Source organism: Nocardiopsis mangrovi, from assembly GCF_042653925.1.
GTDB classification, from domain to species: Bacteria; Actinomycetota; Actinomycetes; order Streptosporangiales; family Streptosporangiaceae; genus Nocardiopsis_B; species Nocardiopsis_B mangrovi.
On record NZ_JBHSFQ010000059.1, the window covers coordinates 1 to 16488 of the forward strand.

The 16488-nt window shown below is 73.0% G+C and carries 13 protein-coding genes and 1 pseudogene; 10 read left to right on the forward strand and 4 right to left on the reverse strand.

Annotation, left to right across the window (positions count from 1 at the left end; genetic code table 11):
- Together ACFO4E_RS29565 and ACFO4E_RS29570 are read left to right on the forward strand one after the other, a co-directional pair.
- The coding region (locus ACFO4E_RS29565) for an ABC transporter substrate-binding protein (RefSeq protein ID WP_378580536.1) at positions 1 to 1101 on the forward strand (1101 nt) is incomplete at its 5' end.
- Positions 1091 to 2668, forward strand: a complete 1578-nt coding sequence (locus tag ACFO4E_RS29570) for a (2,3-dihydroxybenzoyl)adenylate synthase (RefSeq protein ID WP_378580538.1) — start codon at positions 1091 to 1093, stop codon at positions 2666 to 2668. The genes ACFO4E_RS29565 and ACFO4E_RS29570, both read left to right, overlap by 11 nt.
- Positions 2669 to 2736: 68 nt before the next feature.
- Here the strand turns inward: ACFO4E_RS29570 and ACFO4E_RS29575 are convergent, their stop codons facing one another.
- The gene (locus ACFO4E_RS29575) at positions 2737 to 4110 is read right to left on the reverse strand and encodes a salicylate synthase (RefSeq protein ID WP_378580539.1); all 1374 of its coding nucleotides are present in this window, start codon (positions 4108 to 4110) and stop codon (positions 2737 to 2739) included.
- A gap of 372 nt (positions 4111 to 4482) precedes the next feature.
- Here ACFO4E_RS29575 and ACFO4E_RS29580 point away from each other — a divergent pair, with 372 nt between their 5' ends.
- A complete protein-coding gene (locus ACFO4E_RS29580) occupies positions 4483 to 5553 on the forward strand; it encodes a hypothetical protein (protein ID WP_378580541.1) in 1071 nt (356 codons plus the stop codon).
- A gap of 104 nt (positions 5554 to 5657) precedes the next feature.
- Here the strand turns inward: ACFO4E_RS29580 and ACFO4E_RS29585 are convergent, their stop codons facing one another.
- Entirely contained in the window at positions 5658 to 7961 is a 2304-nt protein-coding gene (locus ACFO4E_RS29585; protein WP_378580543.1) for an ATP-binding cassette domain-containing protein, read from the reverse strand.
- 375 nt (positions 7962 to 8336) lie between these two features.
- Between ACFO4E_RS29585 and ACFO4E_RS29590 the strand changes: the two genes are divergently transcribed.
- From ACFO4E_RS29590 to ACFO4E_RS29615, 6 genes are all read left to right on the forward strand, one after another.
- Positions 8337 to 8573, forward strand: coding sequence for a hypothetical protein (locus ACFO4E_RS29590; protein WP_378580545.1), 237 nt, complete (start codon positions 8337 to 8339; stop codon positions 8571 to 8573).
- Positions 8574 to 8877: 304 nt separating this feature from the next.
- A complete protein-coding gene (locus ACFO4E_RS29595) occupies positions 8878 to 9576 on the forward strand; it encodes a FadR/GntR family transcriptional regulator (protein WP_378580547.1) in 699 nt (232 codons plus the stop codon).
- A gap of 121 nt (positions 9577 to 9697) precedes the next feature.
- Positions 9698 to 10564, forward strand: coding sequence for an NAD(P)-dependent oxidoreductase (locus ACFO4E_RS29600; RefSeq protein WP_378580549.1), 867 nt, complete (start codon positions 9698 to 9700; stop codon positions 10562 to 10564).
- A 51-nt stretch (positions 10565 to 10615) separates the two neighbouring features.
- Positions 10616 to 11941 (forward strand): MFS transporter, encoded by a 1326-nt coding sequence (locus ACFO4E_RS29605; RefSeq protein ID WP_378580551.1) that lies wholly within the window; start codon positions 10616 to 10618, stop codon positions 11939 to 11941.
- Between the two features lie 16 nt (positions 11942 to 11957).
- Entirely contained in the window at positions 11958 to 12848 is an 891-nt protein-coding gene (locus ACFO4E_RS29610; RefSeq protein WP_378580553.1) for a transketolase, read from the forward strand.
- The gene (locus ACFO4E_RS29615; RefSeq protein WP_378580555.1) at positions 12845 to 13843 is read left to right on the forward strand and encodes a transketolase family protein; all 999 of its coding nucleotides are present in this window, start codon (positions 12845 to 12847) and stop codon (positions 13841 to 13843) included. The genes ACFO4E_RS29610 and ACFO4E_RS29615 overlap by 4 nt, the downstream gene beginning before the upstream one ends.
- A 72-nt stretch (positions 13844 to 13915) precedes the next feature.
- Here the strand turns inward: ACFO4E_RS29615 and ACFO4E_RS29620 are convergent, their stop codons facing one another.
- Positions 13916 to 14788, reverse strand: a complete 873-nt coding sequence (locus ACFO4E_RS29620; protein WP_378580557.1) for a hypothetical protein — start codon at positions 14786 to 14788, stop codon at positions 13916 to 13918.
- A gap of 253 nt (positions 14789 to 15041) precedes the next feature.
- The gene (locus tag ACFO4E_RS29625; RefSeq protein ID WP_378580559.1) at positions 15042 to 15704 is read right to left on the reverse strand and encodes an O-methyltransferase; all 663 of its coding nucleotides are present in this window, start codon (positions 15702 to 15704) and stop codon (positions 15042 to 15044) included.
- 311 nt (positions 15705 to 16015) lie between these two features.
- Between ACFO4E_RS29625 and ACFO4E_RS29630 the strand changes: the two are divergent.
- Positions 16016 to 16488: pseudogene (locus tag ACFO4E_RS29630) on the forward strand (DNA-directed RNA polymerase subunit beta); the annotation flags it as partial.

The following is a 16488-nucleotide window of genomic DNA, read 5'->3' on the forward strand; positions in this document are numbered from 1 at the left end:
CCCCCCGAAGCCCGCCCCGCCACCCCCCGCACCGCACCCGACCACGTCCCCCAAGGAATGGAACGCGCCATGCCACGCATGCTCTTCGCCCGGCCGGCCGCGGCCGGCCGCGGGCCGCTCGCCCTCGCCGGCGGTTCGGCCCTCCTCGCCCTGCTCACCGCCTGCGGCGGCACCGCCCCCGGCGGGTCCGCGGACACCGAAGCCGACGGTGCGGGCGGCGGCTGGGAGTTCACCGACGACCGCGGCGAGACGATCTCGCTGCCCGAACGCCCCGAGAACGTCGTGATGCAGGTCAACGCCGCCGCCGCGCTGGTCGACTTCGGGGTCGACCCCGCCGCCGTCTTCGGCCCGCGCACCCTCGCCGACGGCAGTCCGTCCCCGCAGGCCGGGGACGTCCCCGCCGACACCGCGTCCGTCGGCACCGAGTTCGGCGAGTTCGACATGGAGGCCTACCTCGCCGCCGAGCCCGACCTGGTCGTGACCATCATGTACGGCGAAACGCTGTGGTACCTGCCCGAGGAGGGCATCGAGGAGATCGAGGAGACCGCGCCGATCGTCGCCATCCAGCTCGCCGGGGTGCCCGCCGACGAGGCCGTCGCGAAATTCGCCGACCTGGCCGAATCCCTGGGCGCCGACCTCGGCTCCGCGGAGCTGGCCGAGGCGCGCGAGCGGTTCGAGGCCGCCGGAGAGGCGCTGGCCGAGGCCGCGGCGGCCCAGCCCGACCTGACGACCCTGGTCGTCCAGGGCACCCCGGACACCCTCTACGTCGCCAAGCCGGAGTTCTACAGCGACCTGTCGTACTTCCAGGCCCAGGGGGTCGACATCGTCGTCCCCGACGGCGGAGAGGGGCCCAACTGGGAGGAGCTGAGCTGGGAGCGGGCCTCCACCTACGACGCCGACCTCATCCTCACCGACGACCGCGAGATCGCCCTGCCGCAGGGCGACCTCGCCGACATCCCCACCTGGGCCGAACTGCCCGCGGTCCAGGAGGAGCAGCTGGGCGCGTGGCACGCCGAGACCCCGATGTCCTACCAGAAGCTCACGCCCGTGCTCACCGAACTGGCGGAGACCATCGAGGGGGCCGACCCCGATGTGGCCTGAGGCGTTCGCCGCCCGCTACCGCGAGCGCGGCTACTGGACCGGCACCGTGCTCGGCGACGTGCTGCGGCGCGGCGCCGGGCGCCACCCCCGCCGCACCGCCCTGGTCGACGGCGACCGGCGCTACGACTACGCCGCCCTGGACGCGTGGGCCGACCGGACGGCCGCGGGGCTGCTCGGGATCGGCATCGCGGCCGGCGACAACGTCGTCGTGCACCTGCCCAACACCGCCGAGTTCGTCAGCCTGTCCTTCGCGCTGTTCCGCATCGGCGCGCGGCCGGTCTACGCGCTGCCCGCCCACCGGCGCAGCGAGATCGCCCACATGTGCGCGGTCAGCGAGGCCGTGGCCTACGTCATCCCCGACCGCCACGCGGGCTACGACTTCCGCGGCCTCGCGGCCGAGGTGCGGGCCGAAGCGCCGGCCCTGCGCCACGTGCTCGTCGCCGGCGACCCCGGCCCCTTCACCGCGCTCTCCGATGTCGGCGCCGACCCGGTGCCGCTCCCCGATCCCGACCCGTCGTCGGTCGCGCTGTTCCTGCTGTCGGGGGGCACCACCGGACTGCCCAAGCTGATCCCCCGGACCCACGACGACTACGCCTACAACCTGCGCGCCAGCGCCGAGGTCACCGGGCTCGGCGAGGACACCGTCTACCTCGCGGCCCTGCCGGTGGCCCACAACTTCCCCCTCGCCTGCCCCGGGGTGCTCGGCACCCTGCACGCGGGCGGCACCGTCGTGCTCACCGCCAGCCCCAGCCCCGCCGACGCGTTCCCGCTGATCGAGCGCGAACGCGTGACGGTCACCGCCCTGGTGCCGGCTCTGGCGCTGCTGTGGCTGGAGGCCGCCAAGGCGACCCGGCGCGACGTGTCCTCCCTGCGGCTCCTCCAGGTCGGCGGGGCGAAGCTGAAGGAGGGGCCGGCCCGGCGCGTGGCCCCCGAGCTCGGGTGCGCCCTGCAACAGGTCTTCGGCATGGCCGAAGGGCTGCTCTGCTACACCCGGGGCGACGACTCCGACGAGGTCGTCGCCACGACCCAGGGCCGCCCGCTGTGCCCCGACGACGAGGTCCGGATCGTCGACGCCGACGGGGTCGACGTCGAACCCGGCGCAACGGGCCAGCTCCTGACCCGCGGCCCCTATACCCTGCGCGGCTACCACCGGGCGCCGGAGCACAACGCGCGGGCGTTCACCGACGACGGCTTCTACCTGACCGGCGACCTCGTGCGCGCGCTGCCCTCCGGCCACCTCGTGGTCGAGGGCCGGGTCAAGGAGGTCATCAACCGGGCCGGCGAGAAGGTGTCGACGGAGGAGGTGGAGGGCCACCTGCTCGCCCACCCCGCCGTGCACGACGCGGCCCTGGTCGGCGTGCCCGACGACCTCCTCGGCGAGCGCTCGTGCGCGTTCGTGCTGCCGCGCGGCGCGGCGCCCTCGCACGCCGAGCTGACGGCCTTCCTGCGGGACCGCGGCCTGGCCGACTACAAGCTGCCCGACCGTGTGGAGGTGCTGACCGCGTTCCCCTACACGGCGGTGGGCAAGGTCAGCAAGAAGGCCCTCGCCCGGCGCGCGGCCGACTGACCCGCCCGGGCCGGGGACCCGCGGTCCCGGGGCCGGGCGCCGCAGCGCGCCCGCCCCGGCCGCCGGGGTCAGTGCGCCGCGACCGGCTCCGCGGGCGCCGCCTCGCGCGCGCGGCGGACCACGTACGGCGCGATGCTGCCCAGCTTCTCGCAGGTCTCCTCGTACTCCCGGTCGGGCGTGGAGCCGGCGACGATCCCCGCTCCGGCGCGCAGCCACGTCCGCCCGCCCCGCTGGTAGATCGCCCGCAGCACCAGGGCCGAGTCGAGCGCGCCGTCGTCCGACACCACCAGCACGGCCCCCGCGTACAGGCCGCGCGGGCGCTCCTCCAGCGCGCGGATCCGCTCGTAGGCGGCGCGCTTGGGGATGCCCGACGCGGTGATGGCGGGAAAGAGGGCGGCGAACGCGTCCAGCGCCGACCGGCCGCCCCCGAGCCGGCCGTCGATCCGGGAGCCGAGGTGCTGGACGCTGCCGCGCTCCTTGACGCGCATGAACTCGGTGACCGCGACGCTGCCGGGCGCGCACAGGCCCTCCAGTTCGTCGCAGGCCAGCTTGACCGACGCGGCGTGCTCGTAGACCTCCTTGGGGTCGGACAGCAGGTCGGCCCGGCGGTCGGCGTCGGCCGCGCCCCCGCCTTCGCCGCCGAGCGCGCGGGTGCCGGCGAGCGGCAGCGTCGCCACCCGGCCGTCGGGGGAGACCTCGGCCACCGTCTCGGGGCTGAACCCGGCGGCCTTCCATCCGCCAAGGTCGAGCAGGAACGACCGCGACGGGGTGTTGTTGGCGCGGCCCAGCGCGTAGGTCGCGGGCAGGTCCGCGTCGAACGGCACCTCCACCTCCCGGGAGAGGATCACCTTGCCCAGCAGCCCGGCCCGGATGTCGGCCACCGCCGCGGCGACCCCCGCGCGGTAGGCGTCGCGGCCGGGTGCGGCGGCGACGGAGACCGGGGTGGGCGCGGCGGGAGAGGGGGCGCCGGCGGGCTCCCGCAGCAGGTCGCGGACGTCGGCGAGCCGGTGCTCGTCGAGGGTGCGCACCACGAGTTCGTCGGTGCCCATCCGCACCTCGGTGCGCGGGACGAACAGGTGCAGCAGCGGTTCCCCGGCCGCCGCCGGGCGGGGGAGCCCCGCGATGGCGTAGGCGAGTTCGAAGGCCGCCCAGCCGAAGGCGCGCCAGCCCCGCACGTCCGCACGGGCCAGCGCGTCGCCGACCTGCGCCAGCGACGGCGCCGCCCAGGGCTCGACCCGGGTGCGGCCGTCGACGGTGCTGCGCACGGTCGCGCCGTCGAGGACGACGTCGGCCAGCGGGTCGCCGGCGAACCACCAGTGCCCGTCCCGTTCGTAGACGACGTGCCCCTCGAACAGCCCCGATCCCGCCAGCCGCCCGGCCAGCTGCATCGGCTCGAAGCGGCCGGGGATTCTCAACTCGTGGTAACGGCGAACCGTGAACACAGGCACAGGCTCCAATACGCGACGACAGAGGCAGGTTTTAGGCAAGCCTCGCCTAACCTACTTCCCCTGGCCGGTGAAGGGAAGCGCGCCCCCGGCGAAGCGGCGGCGGCCGGGCGCGCCGGGCGGGACCTCCTGTGCGGGGCGCGGCCCGGTCAAATCTCGGGAAACGGTGGTGACCGGTCCCGTTTCCGGGTCAGGGCTCCTGGTGCGGTCCGTCCGGCACCGGGAAAACAGGAGAGCACCGTGGTCCAAGCGAAGACACCGACGAGGTCGACGACCGTACCGAGGCAGGCGGCCCGTACCGGCGCCGAGCCGGCGGCCGGAGAGGCACCGGGGGCGCGGCCCGCGGCCGTCCCCCCGATCGGCCGGTCCGTGCGGATCACCAGCGTCAAGCACAAGAAGGGCCTGAAGAAGGGGCGCGTGCTCTGGGGGCACCCCTGGCTGCAGGCGGCGGACCCCGGCACCTCCTGGATCCTCTACCCGCTGGACCGGGCCCGGCGCGACTGGTGGATCGGCGACCGCTCCACGGGCCTGTTCGTGACCGAGGTGGTCAATGACCGGGGCGACCACCACGTGGTCGGGCTGGGGGAGTACGCGCCCGGCACCGACATCCCCAAGTGGCGCTTCGAGGACGCGGGGGACGGGGCCTACTACATCCGCAACGAGGAGACCTTCCAGTACCTGGCGCTCTACGGGGCGGACGCGAAATACGGGGCCGCGCTCCAGAAGGACAAGGACGACGACTGCCGCTGGGAGATCGAAGCGCACGGCTCCTACGACTCGCCGGCCGTGCGCGATATCGAGTGGGCCCCGGAGCACCCCGAGTACGGCGTGCCGCCGGCCCAGACGTCCCTGGACCCGCCCCGGATGACGCGGACCCCGCTGCGGTTCATCGGGGAGGCGGTCCTGCCGGCGCCGATCGTGCGCGACTCCAACCGTGCGGGCGAGCGCGCGCTGAGCTGGAAGACGGAACACAGCCCGTACTACATCCTGCGCCGCTTCAGCTGCTGGAACCGCGTGGCGTTCGACTCCTACGACGGGATCTCCGCCCAGGAGCACTCGGTCGCGATCGAGTTCGGGGTGAACGAGTCGGTGTCCAACACCATCGAGCAGAACCTCAACGTCGCCGTCACCGCCGACGCCGGGTTCGCCTTCAAAGGGGTGAGCGCCGCCGTGAGCACGAGCGTCTCCGCCGGGCTCGCGATCGCGACCACCACGCACTGGGAGAGGTCCTACTTCCGGCGGGAGGAGTTCAAGGAGACCTTCCCGGCGAACGGCGGCCGGCCCTACGCCGTCGCCGAGTGGGAGCGGAGGGACGTCTACTCCCTGGTGCGCGCGGAGACGGGCGCGACGCGGCCCGTGGACGAGATCCTGTCCTGGGAGGTCACCGTCCCCAACGTCCGGATCTCGCGGTCCTACAACGCCCCGCCCCCGTCGCGCTGAGCGGCGGGGCGGCCGCCCCGAACCGGCCCGAACCGGCCCGGAGGCGGACCGGGAGCCGCGCGGCCCGGTCCGCCGGCCCGTCCGGCGGACCGGCGGACCGGCGGTCAGGCGAGGTAGGCCCGCAGGTGCCGCGCCGTGAGGGTGTCGCCTCCGGCGACGAGGTCGGCGGGGGTGCCGGTGAAGACCACCCGGCCGCCGTCGTGCCCCGCTCCGGGACCGAGGTCGATGACCCAGTCGGCGTGGGCCATGACGGCCTGGTGGTGCTCGATGACGATCACCGTGTTGCCGTCGTCGACCAGCCGGTCCAGCAGCGCCAGGAGCCGGTCGACATCGGCGAGGTGCAGGCCCGTCGTCGGCTCGTCCAGCACGTAGACCGTGCCGCGCTCGTTCATCCGGATCGCGAGCTTGAGCCGCTGCCGCTCGCCGCCGGACAGGGTGGTCAGCGGCTGGCCCAGCCCGATGTAGCCCAGGCCCACGTCGGCGAGCCGGTCCAGGATGCCGCGCGCCTTCCCCGAGGGGAAGAAGTCGCGCGCCTCGGCGACCGACATCGCCAGGACCTCGCTGATGTTCCTGCCGCGCAGGGTGTGGGCGAGGACGTCGGCGGTGAACCGCTTGCCGTCGCACTGCTCGCACACGGAGGCGACCCCCGCCATCATGGCGAGGTCGGTGTAGACCAGGCCGATGCCCTTGCAGGCGGGGCAGGCCCCGGCGGAGTTCGCGCTGAACAGCGACGCCTTGACCCCGTTGGCCTTGGCGAAGGCGGTGCGGATCGGGTCGAGCAGGCCGGTGTAGGTGGCGGGGTTGCTGCGGCGCGAGCCGCGGATCGCCGACTGGTCGACGACCACCACCCCCTCGCGGCCGGGGAGCGCGCCGTGGATCAGCGAGCTCTTCCCCGAGCCCGCCACACCCGTGACGACCGTGAGCACCCCCAGCGGGACGTCGACGCTGACGTCGCGCAGGTTGTGCAGGGTGGCGCCGGTGATCGGCAGCCGCCCCCGGGCGGTGCGCACCTGCGGGCGCAGCGCGGCGCGGTGGTCGACGTGCTTGCCCGTGAGGGTGCCGGAGTCGCGCAGCCCGGCGACGCCGCCCGCGTAGCAGACCCGGCCGCCGGCGGTCCCGGCCCCCGGGCCGATGTCGACCACGTGGTCGGCGATCGCGATCGTCTCCGGCTTGTGCTCCACCACCAGGACCGTGTTGCCCTTGTCGCGCAGCCGCAGCAGCAGGTCGTTCATGCGCTGGATGTCGTGGGGGTGCAGGCCGATGGTGGGCTCGTCGAAGACGTAGGTGAGGTCGGTGAGCGGCGAGTTCAGGTGGCGCACCATCTTCACCCGCTGCGATTCGCCGCCGGACAGGGTGCCCGCCTCGCGGTCGAGGCTCAGGTAGCCCAGCCCGATCTCGGCGAGTGCGTCCAGCAGCTCCAGCAGGCCGGCGGCCATGGGCCCGACCGACGGGTCCCCGATACCGCGGATGAACTCGGCCAGGTCGCTGACCTGCATGGCCGAGCAGTCGGCGATGCTGCGGCCGTCGATCCGGGCGGCCAGCGCCGCCTCGTTGAGCCGCGTACCGCCGCAGGCCGCGCAGGCGGTGAACGTCACCGCGCGGTCGACGAACTCCCGCATCCGGGGCTGGAGGCTGTCGCGGTCCTTGGCCAGGAAGGACTTCTGGACCCGTGGCATCAGCCCCTCGTAGGTGATGTTGCTGGACCCGAACTTCACGGTGCCGGCGGGCCGGTGCATGAGGTCCGACCACTGCTGCTCGGTGTAGTCCTTCAGCTTCACCGCCGGGTCGACGAACCCCGAGGTGGCGTAGACCTGCCAGTGCCAGGAGTTCACGGGGAAGCCCGGGGCGGTGATGGCGCCCTCGTTCAGCGACAGTTCGACGTCGACGACGTGGCCGACGTCGATCGCCGACACCCGGCCGAGCCCTTCGCACGCCATGCACATGCCCTCGGCCAGGTTGAAGCTGAAGGCGCCCGCGCCCCCGGCGTAGGGGGTGCCCAGCCGGCTGAAGATGATCCGCAGCATGGCGTAGGCGTCGGTCGCGGTCCCGACGGTGGAGCGGGAGTTGGCGCCCATCCGCTCCTGGCCGACGACGATCGCGGCGCTGAGGTTGCGCAGGGTGTCGACGTCGGGGCGGCCGGGGCTGGGCATGAACGACTGGAGGAACGCGGAGTAGGTCTCGTTGATCAGGCGCTGCGACTCCGCCGCGATGGTGCCGAACACCAGCGACGACTTGCCGGACCCGGACACCCCGGTGAAGACGGTCAGGCGGCGCTTGGGGATGTCGAGGGAGATGTCGGCCAGGTTGTTCTCCCGCGCGCCGCGGACCTGGATCACGTCGTGGCTGTCGGCGACGTGCGGGTCGCCGGACGGGCGAGTGCTCTCGGGCCGGATCGGCGGATGCTCCATGGGAACCCTTCACATGGTCGTGGGACGTCGCACGGTCGTGGGACGCCGAGGAGGACGGATGCGGAGAGGGGAAGACCCCGGGGCTCTCAGCGGAGCGAGGCCGGGGCTTCAATTATTTCATTGAAGTGAATGTGAAGGGTTTTCCCGATAGCAGGCGAAAAAACGGCATGTGGTAGCGGAGTACGCGAAGAAAACCCTCAATGTGCCGCGGCGGGTGCGACGTTCGTGCCGGACCGGTGGTTCCGGCCTTGCGGCCCGGGGGGTTGCGGGTGGGACGGGTGTTGCTCCAGGGGCGCCCGCCGACGATCATGATCACGCACCGTCTCCGCGTGAACGGGATCGGTGACGGGTGCTGTGCTCATGAGAGGGGATCTCTTGAAAGCGTTCACGAGGGCCGCGCTGATCGCCGCCTGCGCCGCGGGCGCCGCGCTGGCGGTCGTCCACCCCGCCCAGGCCGCGGAGGGGTGCCGCTACTACTACACGAGTTTTTTCCAAGGGCCCAACGGCGAGACCACCGGGTCGGGGGAGTATGCCGAGGGTGACCGCGACCCCGAGGGCCGCATCTGCCGGAACGGCTGGTGGGTGAGCCCCTACGAGGACGGGGGCTGGTAGCGGCCGTCTGACGCCGACGCGGAGCCGTTCCCGGCCCCTCGTCCGTCGGCGACCGCGCGGGCCGGAATCGGCGGTTCCGGCCCGCTGCGGCACCCCGGCCGCCCGGCCCCGGCCGCCTCCCTGTCCCCCTCTCGAAGCCCCGGCCCGCGGCCGGGGTTCTTCGCGTTCGCGGCCGCGTCCGGGCCGAGTGGCGCCCGCGCGCGGGGGTTCGTGCAACAAAGGTCCGACCAAGTCTTGACGTCGCTGTTAACACGGTCGTAGCCTCGCGTTATTGGTTTGACCAATCTCACAGAGGAGGTGGGCGGTGGGCATCGACGTGTCACACCTGGCGCGCAGTCTGGCCGAGCAGGCGACCCCTGAGGCCGAGACCGGGCGCCTGCGCCTGCCCACCGAACGCGAACTGGTGTCCTCCCTGGAGATCAGCAGGGGCACCCTGCGCGAGCAGCTGTCGATGCTCGCGATGCTGGGGTTCGTCGACCGCACACAGGGCCGCGGTTCCTACCTGAGCGTTCCCGACGCGGGCTTCATCCAGCTGCACTTCGACCTGTCCAGCCAGCTCGGCCACCTCAGCGGCGCGCAGTTCGGCTCCGCCCGCGAGATGCTGGAGATCTCGGTCGCCGAGACCGCGGCCCGCCGCGCCACCGCCGACGACGTCGACCGCCTGCGCGCACTGGTCGACGACATGGTGCGCGCCAGCGGCGAGGGCGACGACGACCGCGCCCTGGAAGCCGACCTCGCGTTCCACCGCGGCCTCGTCGCCATCGTCGACAACCCGATCTTCAGCCTGCTGCACGACGGGCTGAGCCACGTCCTGCGCAGCGAGGTCGTGCAACGGCGGCGGGAGGCGGCCGAGCGCCAGCCGCTGGAGCCCGGCACCACCCGGGTCACCGACACCGTCCACTACGGCATCGTCGAAGCCGTCGGCGAACGCGACGGCGACGGCGCCCGGATCGCCATGCGCCGCCACTTCGAGGTGTGGTCCTCGCTCACCGGCTCCCCCTGACCCGCGCCGACGGCCGCCACCACACCGCCACCCCGACCCGCACCACCCCTTCTGCCACGGCCGCGGCCGCGCTGCGCCATGCCCGCGAGCCGCCGCCGCCGAGTCCCCATGGAGGACAGCCATGCCCCGACCCACCGTGGCCTTCGCCGGAACCGGCGCGATCGGACGGCCGATGGCGAGCCGCCTTGCGGCCGCCGGCCACCCGGTCGTCGCGGTCGACCCCCATCCCGCCGCGCGGGAGTGGGCGGCCGGCGCCGGGCTCACCGCCGCGGCGGCCCTCTCGGCCGCGCCGCGCGCCGGGACCGTCGTGGTGATGGTCGCGACCCCGGAGCAGCTCGCCGGGCTCGTCGACGACGCCCTCGCCGCGGGCGTCTCCGGGCAGCGCTGGATCGTGATGAGCACGGTCGGCCCCGAAAGCGTCCGCGAGCAGGGCGGCCGCCTCGCCGCAGCGGGGGCCGCGGTCCTCGACGTCCCCGTGACCGGCGGGGTCGCCCGCGCCCGCACCGGCGAGCTGACCCTGTTCGCCGCCGGACCCGCTGACGAGATCGCGGCCGCGCGCCCGGTCCTCGACCACCTCGGCACCGTCCGCGAGGTGGGCGGCGCGATCGGCGCCGGCCAGGCGATCAAGGTCGTCAACCAGCACCTCTGCGCCGTGCACATCGTCGCCGCGGCCGAAGCCCTCTCCCTCGCCGGCGAGCTGGGGCTGGACCGCCGGGAGGTCCTGGAACTGGTGGAGCAGGGCGCCGCCGGCTCGTGGATGCTCTCCGACCGGGGGCCGCGCATGCTCCAGGGCACCGACACCGAGGTCACCAGCGCCATCGGGATCTTCGTCAAGGACAGCGAGCTCGTCGCCGAGGCCGCCCGCGGCGCCGGGGCGCGGACCCCCCTCCTGGACGCCGCACGGGACCGCTACGCGCGGGCGGCCGAACTCGGCCTCGCCCAGCGCGACGACTCCCGCGTCATCGAGACCTACGGCAGCCCCGAGTGACCCAGGGGCAGCGCACCGCCGTGCGCGCAGACCACCGAGGAGCAGCAGCCCATGTCCGCTGAGACCGCCACCGCCGGGGGCCGCCGGGACGACGCCACGAAGGTGTCCGTCGCCTCCATGATCGGCACCGCCGTGGAGAGCTACGACTTCTTCATCTTCGGCACCGCCTCCGCCGCCTACTTCGGCACCGTCTTCTTCCACTCCGACAACGCGCTCGTGGGCGTGCTTGCCTCGTTCGCCACCCTCGCCGTCGGCTTCTTCTTCCGCCCGCTCGGCGGCTACCTCGCCGGCCACTACGGCGACCGGATCGGCCGCAAGGCCGTCCTGCTGTGGTCGCTGGCGATCATGGGCGTCGGCACCGTCCTCATCGGCCTGCTGCCCACCTACGAGCAGGCGGGCGTGGTCGCCCCCCTCCTGCTGATCGCGCTGCGCATCCTCCAGGGCATCGGCTTCGGCGCCGAATGGGGCGGGGCCGTGCTGATGGCCGTCGAGCACGCCCCCCGGCTGCGCCGCGGCTTCTTCGGCGCCGTGCCGCAGATCGGGATCCCCGCCGGCCTGCTGCTGGCCAACGGCGCGTTCCTGCTGTCGGAGGCGCTCTTCGACGGGGACTGGGTGTGGCGGGTGCCGTTCCTGTTCTCCGTCGTCATGATCGCCGCCGGGCTGTTCATCCGGCTGCGCGTCTCCGAATCGCCCGAGTTCACCGAGATGAAGGAGCGCAAGGAGATCCGCCGGACCCCCGCGCTCGACGTCCTGCGCCGGGACTGGCGGGTGATCGTCAAGATCATCGGGCTGCGCCTGGCCGAGACCGGCGGCTACTACATCACGACGAGCTTCCTGCTCTCCTACGTCGTCCTCGCGTCGCTGGGGGACACCGGGGACGTGCTCATCGGCACCATCGTCGGGTCCGCTCTCGGCCTGGTCAGCCACCTGGCGTTCGGGGCGCTGTCGGACCGGATCGGCCGCCGGCCGGTGTTCCTGATCGGCTCGGTGTTCGCCATCGCCTTCGGCGTGCCGATGTTCCTCCTCGTCAACACCGGGGCGCTGGTCATGATCGTCGTCGCGGTGGCGATCGGGCTGGTCCTCACCCACGACCCCATCTTCGCGGTGGAGGCGTCGTGGTTCTCCGAACTGTTCCCGCGCGACGTGCGGTCGTCGGGCATCTCGCTGGCCTACAACGGGGCGTCGATGGTCGCGGGCCTGCTGCCGTTCCTCGCGACGGCGCTCTACGGCTGGATCGGCTGGCCCGGCCCGGCGCTGCTGTTCAGCGCCCTGGGCGTGCTCTCCACCGTCGCCGGCCTGGCCACCAGGGAGACCGCCCCGATCAAGACGGCGGACACCGCTCCCGAGCCGGCCCGGCCCACCGCACCGCTGACCTGACGGAAAGGCCCACCACATGACCACCACGCATCCGGCGCCCGCCGTCGGCACCGACCGGGCCGCGCGCGCCCACCGCGTGCGCGAGGCCGCCTACCGCATGCGCCACCACATCCTCGACATGGGCGAGGCGCAGGGACAGGGCTATGTGGGCCAGGCGCTCGGCGCCGCCGACGTGCTCGCCGCCGTCTACACCGACCAGCTGCGCCACCGCCCCGACGACCCGGAGTGGGGGGAACGCGACCGGTTCCTGCTCTCCACCGGCCACTACGCCATCGCCCTGTACGCGGCGCTGGCCGAGGCCGGTACTGTTCCCGTCGCCGAACTGGCGACCTACGGCGCCGACGACTCCCGGCTGCCGATGTCGGGCATGGCCAGCTACACGCCCGGCATGGAGATCTCCGGCGGCTCGCTCGGCCACGGCCTCACCGTCGCGGTCGGCATGGCGCTGGGGCTGCGGCTGCGCGGCTCGCGGGCGCGGGTCGTCAACTTCCTCTCCGACGGCGAACTCGACGAGGGCTCCACCTGGGAGGCCGCCATGGGAGCGGCCCACCACCGCCTCGGCGCCATCACCGCCCTGGTCGACATGAACGCCCTCCAGGCCGACGGCCCCACCCGCCAGGTCCTGGGCACCGAGCCCGCCGAGGACAAGTGGACCGCCGCCGGCTGGTTCGCCCAGCGGGTCGACGGCAACGACGCCGACGCGCTGCTGGCCGCCTTCGACGCCGTCGCGGAGCGCGCCCACCCGCAGGGGGCGCCGTCGGTGATCCTGTGCGACACCCGGATCGGCCGGGGGGTGCCGCTCCTGGAGACCCGGGAGAAGGCCCACTTCATGCGGATCGACGCGGACGAATGGCAGCCGTGCCGCGACCAGCTGACCGACGGCCACCGAGGAGTACGGGCACGATGACCACCACCGCGAGCACACCCAAGCGCCTGACGACCTCGGCGATGATCGCGTCGTTCGCCGACCCCGGGCAGAAGACCGCGCCCGCCCCCTTCGGGCACGCGCTGGCCGCACTCGCCGAGACCGACGAGCGGATCGTCGGGCTCACCGCCGACCTCGGCAAGTACACCGACATGCACGTCTTCGCCGACGCCCACCCGGACCGCTTCTTCCAGATGGGCATGGCCGAGCAGCTGCTCTTCGGCGCGGCGGCGGGCATGGCCGAGGTCGGATTCGTCCCGTTCGCCTCCACCTACAGCGTCTTCGCCGCCCGGCGGGCCTACGACTTCCTCTGCCTGGACATCGCCGAGCCCGGCCTCAACGTCAACATCGTCGGCGGCCTGCCCGGCCTGACCACCGGATACGGCCCCAGCCACCAGGCCACCGAGGACATCGCGATCTTCCGCGGGATGCCCGGCCTGACGATCGTCGACCCGTGCGACTCGGTCGACATCGAGCAGGCGGTGCCCCAGCTGGCCGCGGCGGAGGGGCCGACCTACCTGCGCCTGCTGCGCGGCAAGGTGCCCACCGTGCTCGACGAGTACGACTACGAGTTCCGGCTCGGCAAGGCCGCCGTGCTGCGGGGCGGCGCGGACGTCGTGCTGGTCTCCAGCGGGCTCATGACGATGCGCGCCCTGCAGGCCGCCGAACGGCTGGCCGCGCACCGGGTGGACACCGCGGTGGTGCACACGCCCACGATCAAGCCGTTCGACGGCGAGACCGTGCTGTCCGAGGTGGACGGCGACCGCCTCGTGGTGACGCTGGAGAACCACACCGTGGTCGGCGGGCTCTTCGAGACGGTGGCCGCGGCGATGGCCGCCAAGGGGATCGGCCGCAAGGTGGTGCCCGTCGCCCTGCCGGACGCCTTCCTCGACGCCGGCGCGCTGCCGACCCTGCACGAGCGCTACGGGCTCGCCACGGACTCCATCGTGGCCCGGGTCCTCGCCGAGCTCGCCTGACGCTCCGCGGGCAGGGGCCGCACCCGCGCGGCGCCGGCGGGGCCGGGTACGGCCCCGCCGGCGCCGCCGCCGTCACTGGTAGCGGTAGGACAGGTGCCGCCACCAGTCGCGGAACATCCAGGCGTCGAACTCGGTGATGCCCGACGCGGAGCCGGCCCTCATGAGGAACGAGGACTGGCCCGTGGGGGTCCAGTCGTAGAAGTCGTCGAGCCCGAAGGTGTGGCCGATCTCGTGCAGCAGGATGGTCTGGTCCGGGCTGTCGAGCGAGTTCAGGAAGTACTCGGTGCCCATGCGCTGGCCCCAGTCGCCGCCCGCGCCGCCGCCGAAGCCGTCGGTCAGCCACAGCGACTGGTCGTAGTGGCGCTCGGCGCCGCCCGGGTAGTTGCCGTCCTGGTGGAAGAACCGCCCGCGGTCCTCGGCGCACTGCGGGGCGTTCTCGCGGATGTCGTTGACGTAGATGTCGACGGAGTCGTCGGTCCACTCCAGCTGGGAGCGGTCGCGCACCGCCCAGCCGACCACGCGCACGGGGACCTCGGTGTAGGGCCAGCCCTCCCAGCCCCGGCCGTTCTCGACCATCCGGTCGAACCACTTCTTGTACTGCTCGGCGTACTTGGCGTGGATGCGGTCGCGCAGCTGCGCGCTGACCTGCCGGTCGGAGTCCCAGCGGACGCAGATCTGCAGATAGCCGCCGTTGTCCATGACGTGGTCCCAGCCGTAGTTGCCGAAACCGTAGAGGTCGCCGTAGGTCTGCTCCTGGTGGCGCCAGACCTCGTCGAGCGGCTGCACCAGGTTCTGCGGCGGGTTCCACGCCTGGGCCGCGGGCGGCGCGGCGGGCGCCGCGGCCTCGGCGGCGGCGGGGGCGGCGGTGCCGAGACCGCCGATGGCGAGCGCCGCCGTCACGGCCAGGGCCGCGAGGCGGGAGGCGGGCCGGAATGTCAGCCTCATGGGGTGATCCTCCTTCCGCGGCACACGCCGACGGTGCACGCGGCACGCGTGCGCCTGAGGGGTGTCTGCGCGGTGGCGGCCCGGTGGGGAGCCGGGCCTCGGGGGTGGTGGGGGAGTGGGTTCCGCGTGGGGGACGGAACCGGAGATGCGAATGGTAAGCGCTTACCTTGCGATTCTATTCAGCGAACGGTGATCGGGTCAACACCGTGCGCAGTCCCCCGGGGCCGCCCGTTCGGCCGCCGCGCGGGCGGCGCTACCGCTTGCGCAGGAGGGTGATGCCGTCGGCCATGACGAGGAGGGAGACGTCCACGCGGTCGTCGTCGCGCAGGGCCGCGTTGAGTTCGCGAATGGCCGCGGTGTCGGGGTCGCGGGCGGCGGGGTCGCTGACCCGGCCGAAGAAGAGGGTGTTGTCCACGACGATGAGGCCGCCGGGCCGCACGAGCCGGAGGGCGGCTTCGTAGTAGGTCCGGTAGTTCGATTTGTCGGCGTCGATGAAGACCATGTCGACGGAGCCGGGGCCCCATTCCGCGGCCAGGCCGGCGAGGGTCTCGGCCGCGTCGCCGACGCGGACGTCGATGCGGTCGCCGACCCCCGCGCGCCGCCAGTACTCGGCGGCGATCGCGGGCCACCTGTGGCTGACGTCGCAGGTCACGATCGTGCCGTCGGCGGGGAGCGCGCGGGCGATGCACAGCGTGCTGTAGCCGGTGAAGGTGCCGACCTCCACCACGGTGCGGGCCGCGACGAGCCCGGCCAGGAGCGCCAGCAGCTGGCCTTCCTCGGCCATGACCTGCATGGCGCCCCCGGCCGGCAGCGCCGCGGTGGCCTCGCGGAGGTCGCGCAGGACGGGATCGTCGCGCAATGACGTGTCACGGACATATGCGAGCAATTCCGGTGACGGCTCGATCTGGTTCGCCATTCCAAGATCGTAGGGACCGGGGATTCGCCGGGTCGCGGCCATTCCGGAAAATAGGGGGGTGGAAGATGGCGGCGCGCCCGGATGTGCCCCCGGATGCGGTGACGTGTACCGCGATCGTAGGAGTTGACGAGTCCCTCCGGCTGTGGGAAGCTGAATGCGGCATCGAGGTTGACACTTATAGTAAGTGTGGACATTCCTCTGCCCATGCGTTACGCTGCCCCCTCGCGCTACCTTTCGGCGCCCCGGATTTCGCCGGGGCCTTTTGTGTGCGCGCAGTTCGATTCCATCCGTGTCTTCCCGAAGGACATCTGTTGGCAGCCTCGCGCAACGCCTCCGCCGTATCCACCGGTCCGCACCGCGTCTCTTTCGCGCGCACCAGGGAGCCCCTCGAAGTTCCCGACCTCCTCGCCCTGCAGACCGAGTCGTTCGACCGGCTGCTCGGCAACGACGCCTGGAAGGCCCGGGTCGACGACGCCCGGGCGGCCGGCCGCAAGGACGTCCCCGCCCAGTCGGGCCTTGAGGAGATCTTCGAGGAGATCAGTCCCATCGAGGACTTCTCGGGCACGATGTCCCTGTCGTTCCGCGACCACCGGTTCGAGCCGCCCAAGAGCAGCGCCGACGAGTGCAAAGACAAGGACATGACCTACTCCGCCCCGTTGTTCGTGACGGCGGAGTTCATCAACAACGACACCGGTGAGATCAAGAGCCAGACCGTGTTCATGGGCGACTTCCCGCTCATGACGGTCAAGGGCACGTTCATCATCAACGGCACCGAGCGTGTCGT

Coding starts and splice junctions, on each gene's coding strand:
- ACFO4E_RS29620 (WP_378580557.1), bottom strand. CDS start 14,788: ATGAGGCTGACATTCCGGCCCGCCTCCCGCCTCGCGGCCCTGGCCGTG.
- ACFO4E_RS29605 (WP_378580551.1), top strand. CDS start 10,616: ATGTCCGCTGAGACCGCCACCGCCGGGGGCCGCCGGGACGACGCCACG.
- ACFO4E_RS29585 (WP_378580543.1), bottom strand. CDS start 7,961: ATGGAGCATCCGCCGATCCGGCCCGAGAGCACTCGCCCGTCCGGCGAC.
- ACFO4E_RS29600 (WP_378580549.1), top strand. CDS start 9,698: ATGCCCCGACCCACCGTGGCCTTCGCCGGAACCGGCGCGATCGGACGG.
- ACFO4E_RS29625 (WP_378580559.1), bottom strand. CDS start 15,704: ATGGCGAACCAGATCGAGCCGTCACCGGAATTGCTCGCATATGTCCGT.
- ACFO4E_RS29610 (WP_378580553.1), top strand. CDS start 11,958: ATGACCACCACGCATCCGGCGCCCGCCGTCGGCACCGACCGGGCCGCG.
- ACFO4E_RS29615 (WP_378580555.1), top strand. CDS start 12,845: ATGACCACCACCGCGAGCACACCCAAGCGCCTGACGACCTCGGCGATG.
- ACFO4E_RS29570 (WP_378580538.1), top strand. CDS start 1,091: ATGTGGCCTGAGGCGTTCGCCGCCCGCTACCGCGAGCGCGGCTACTGG.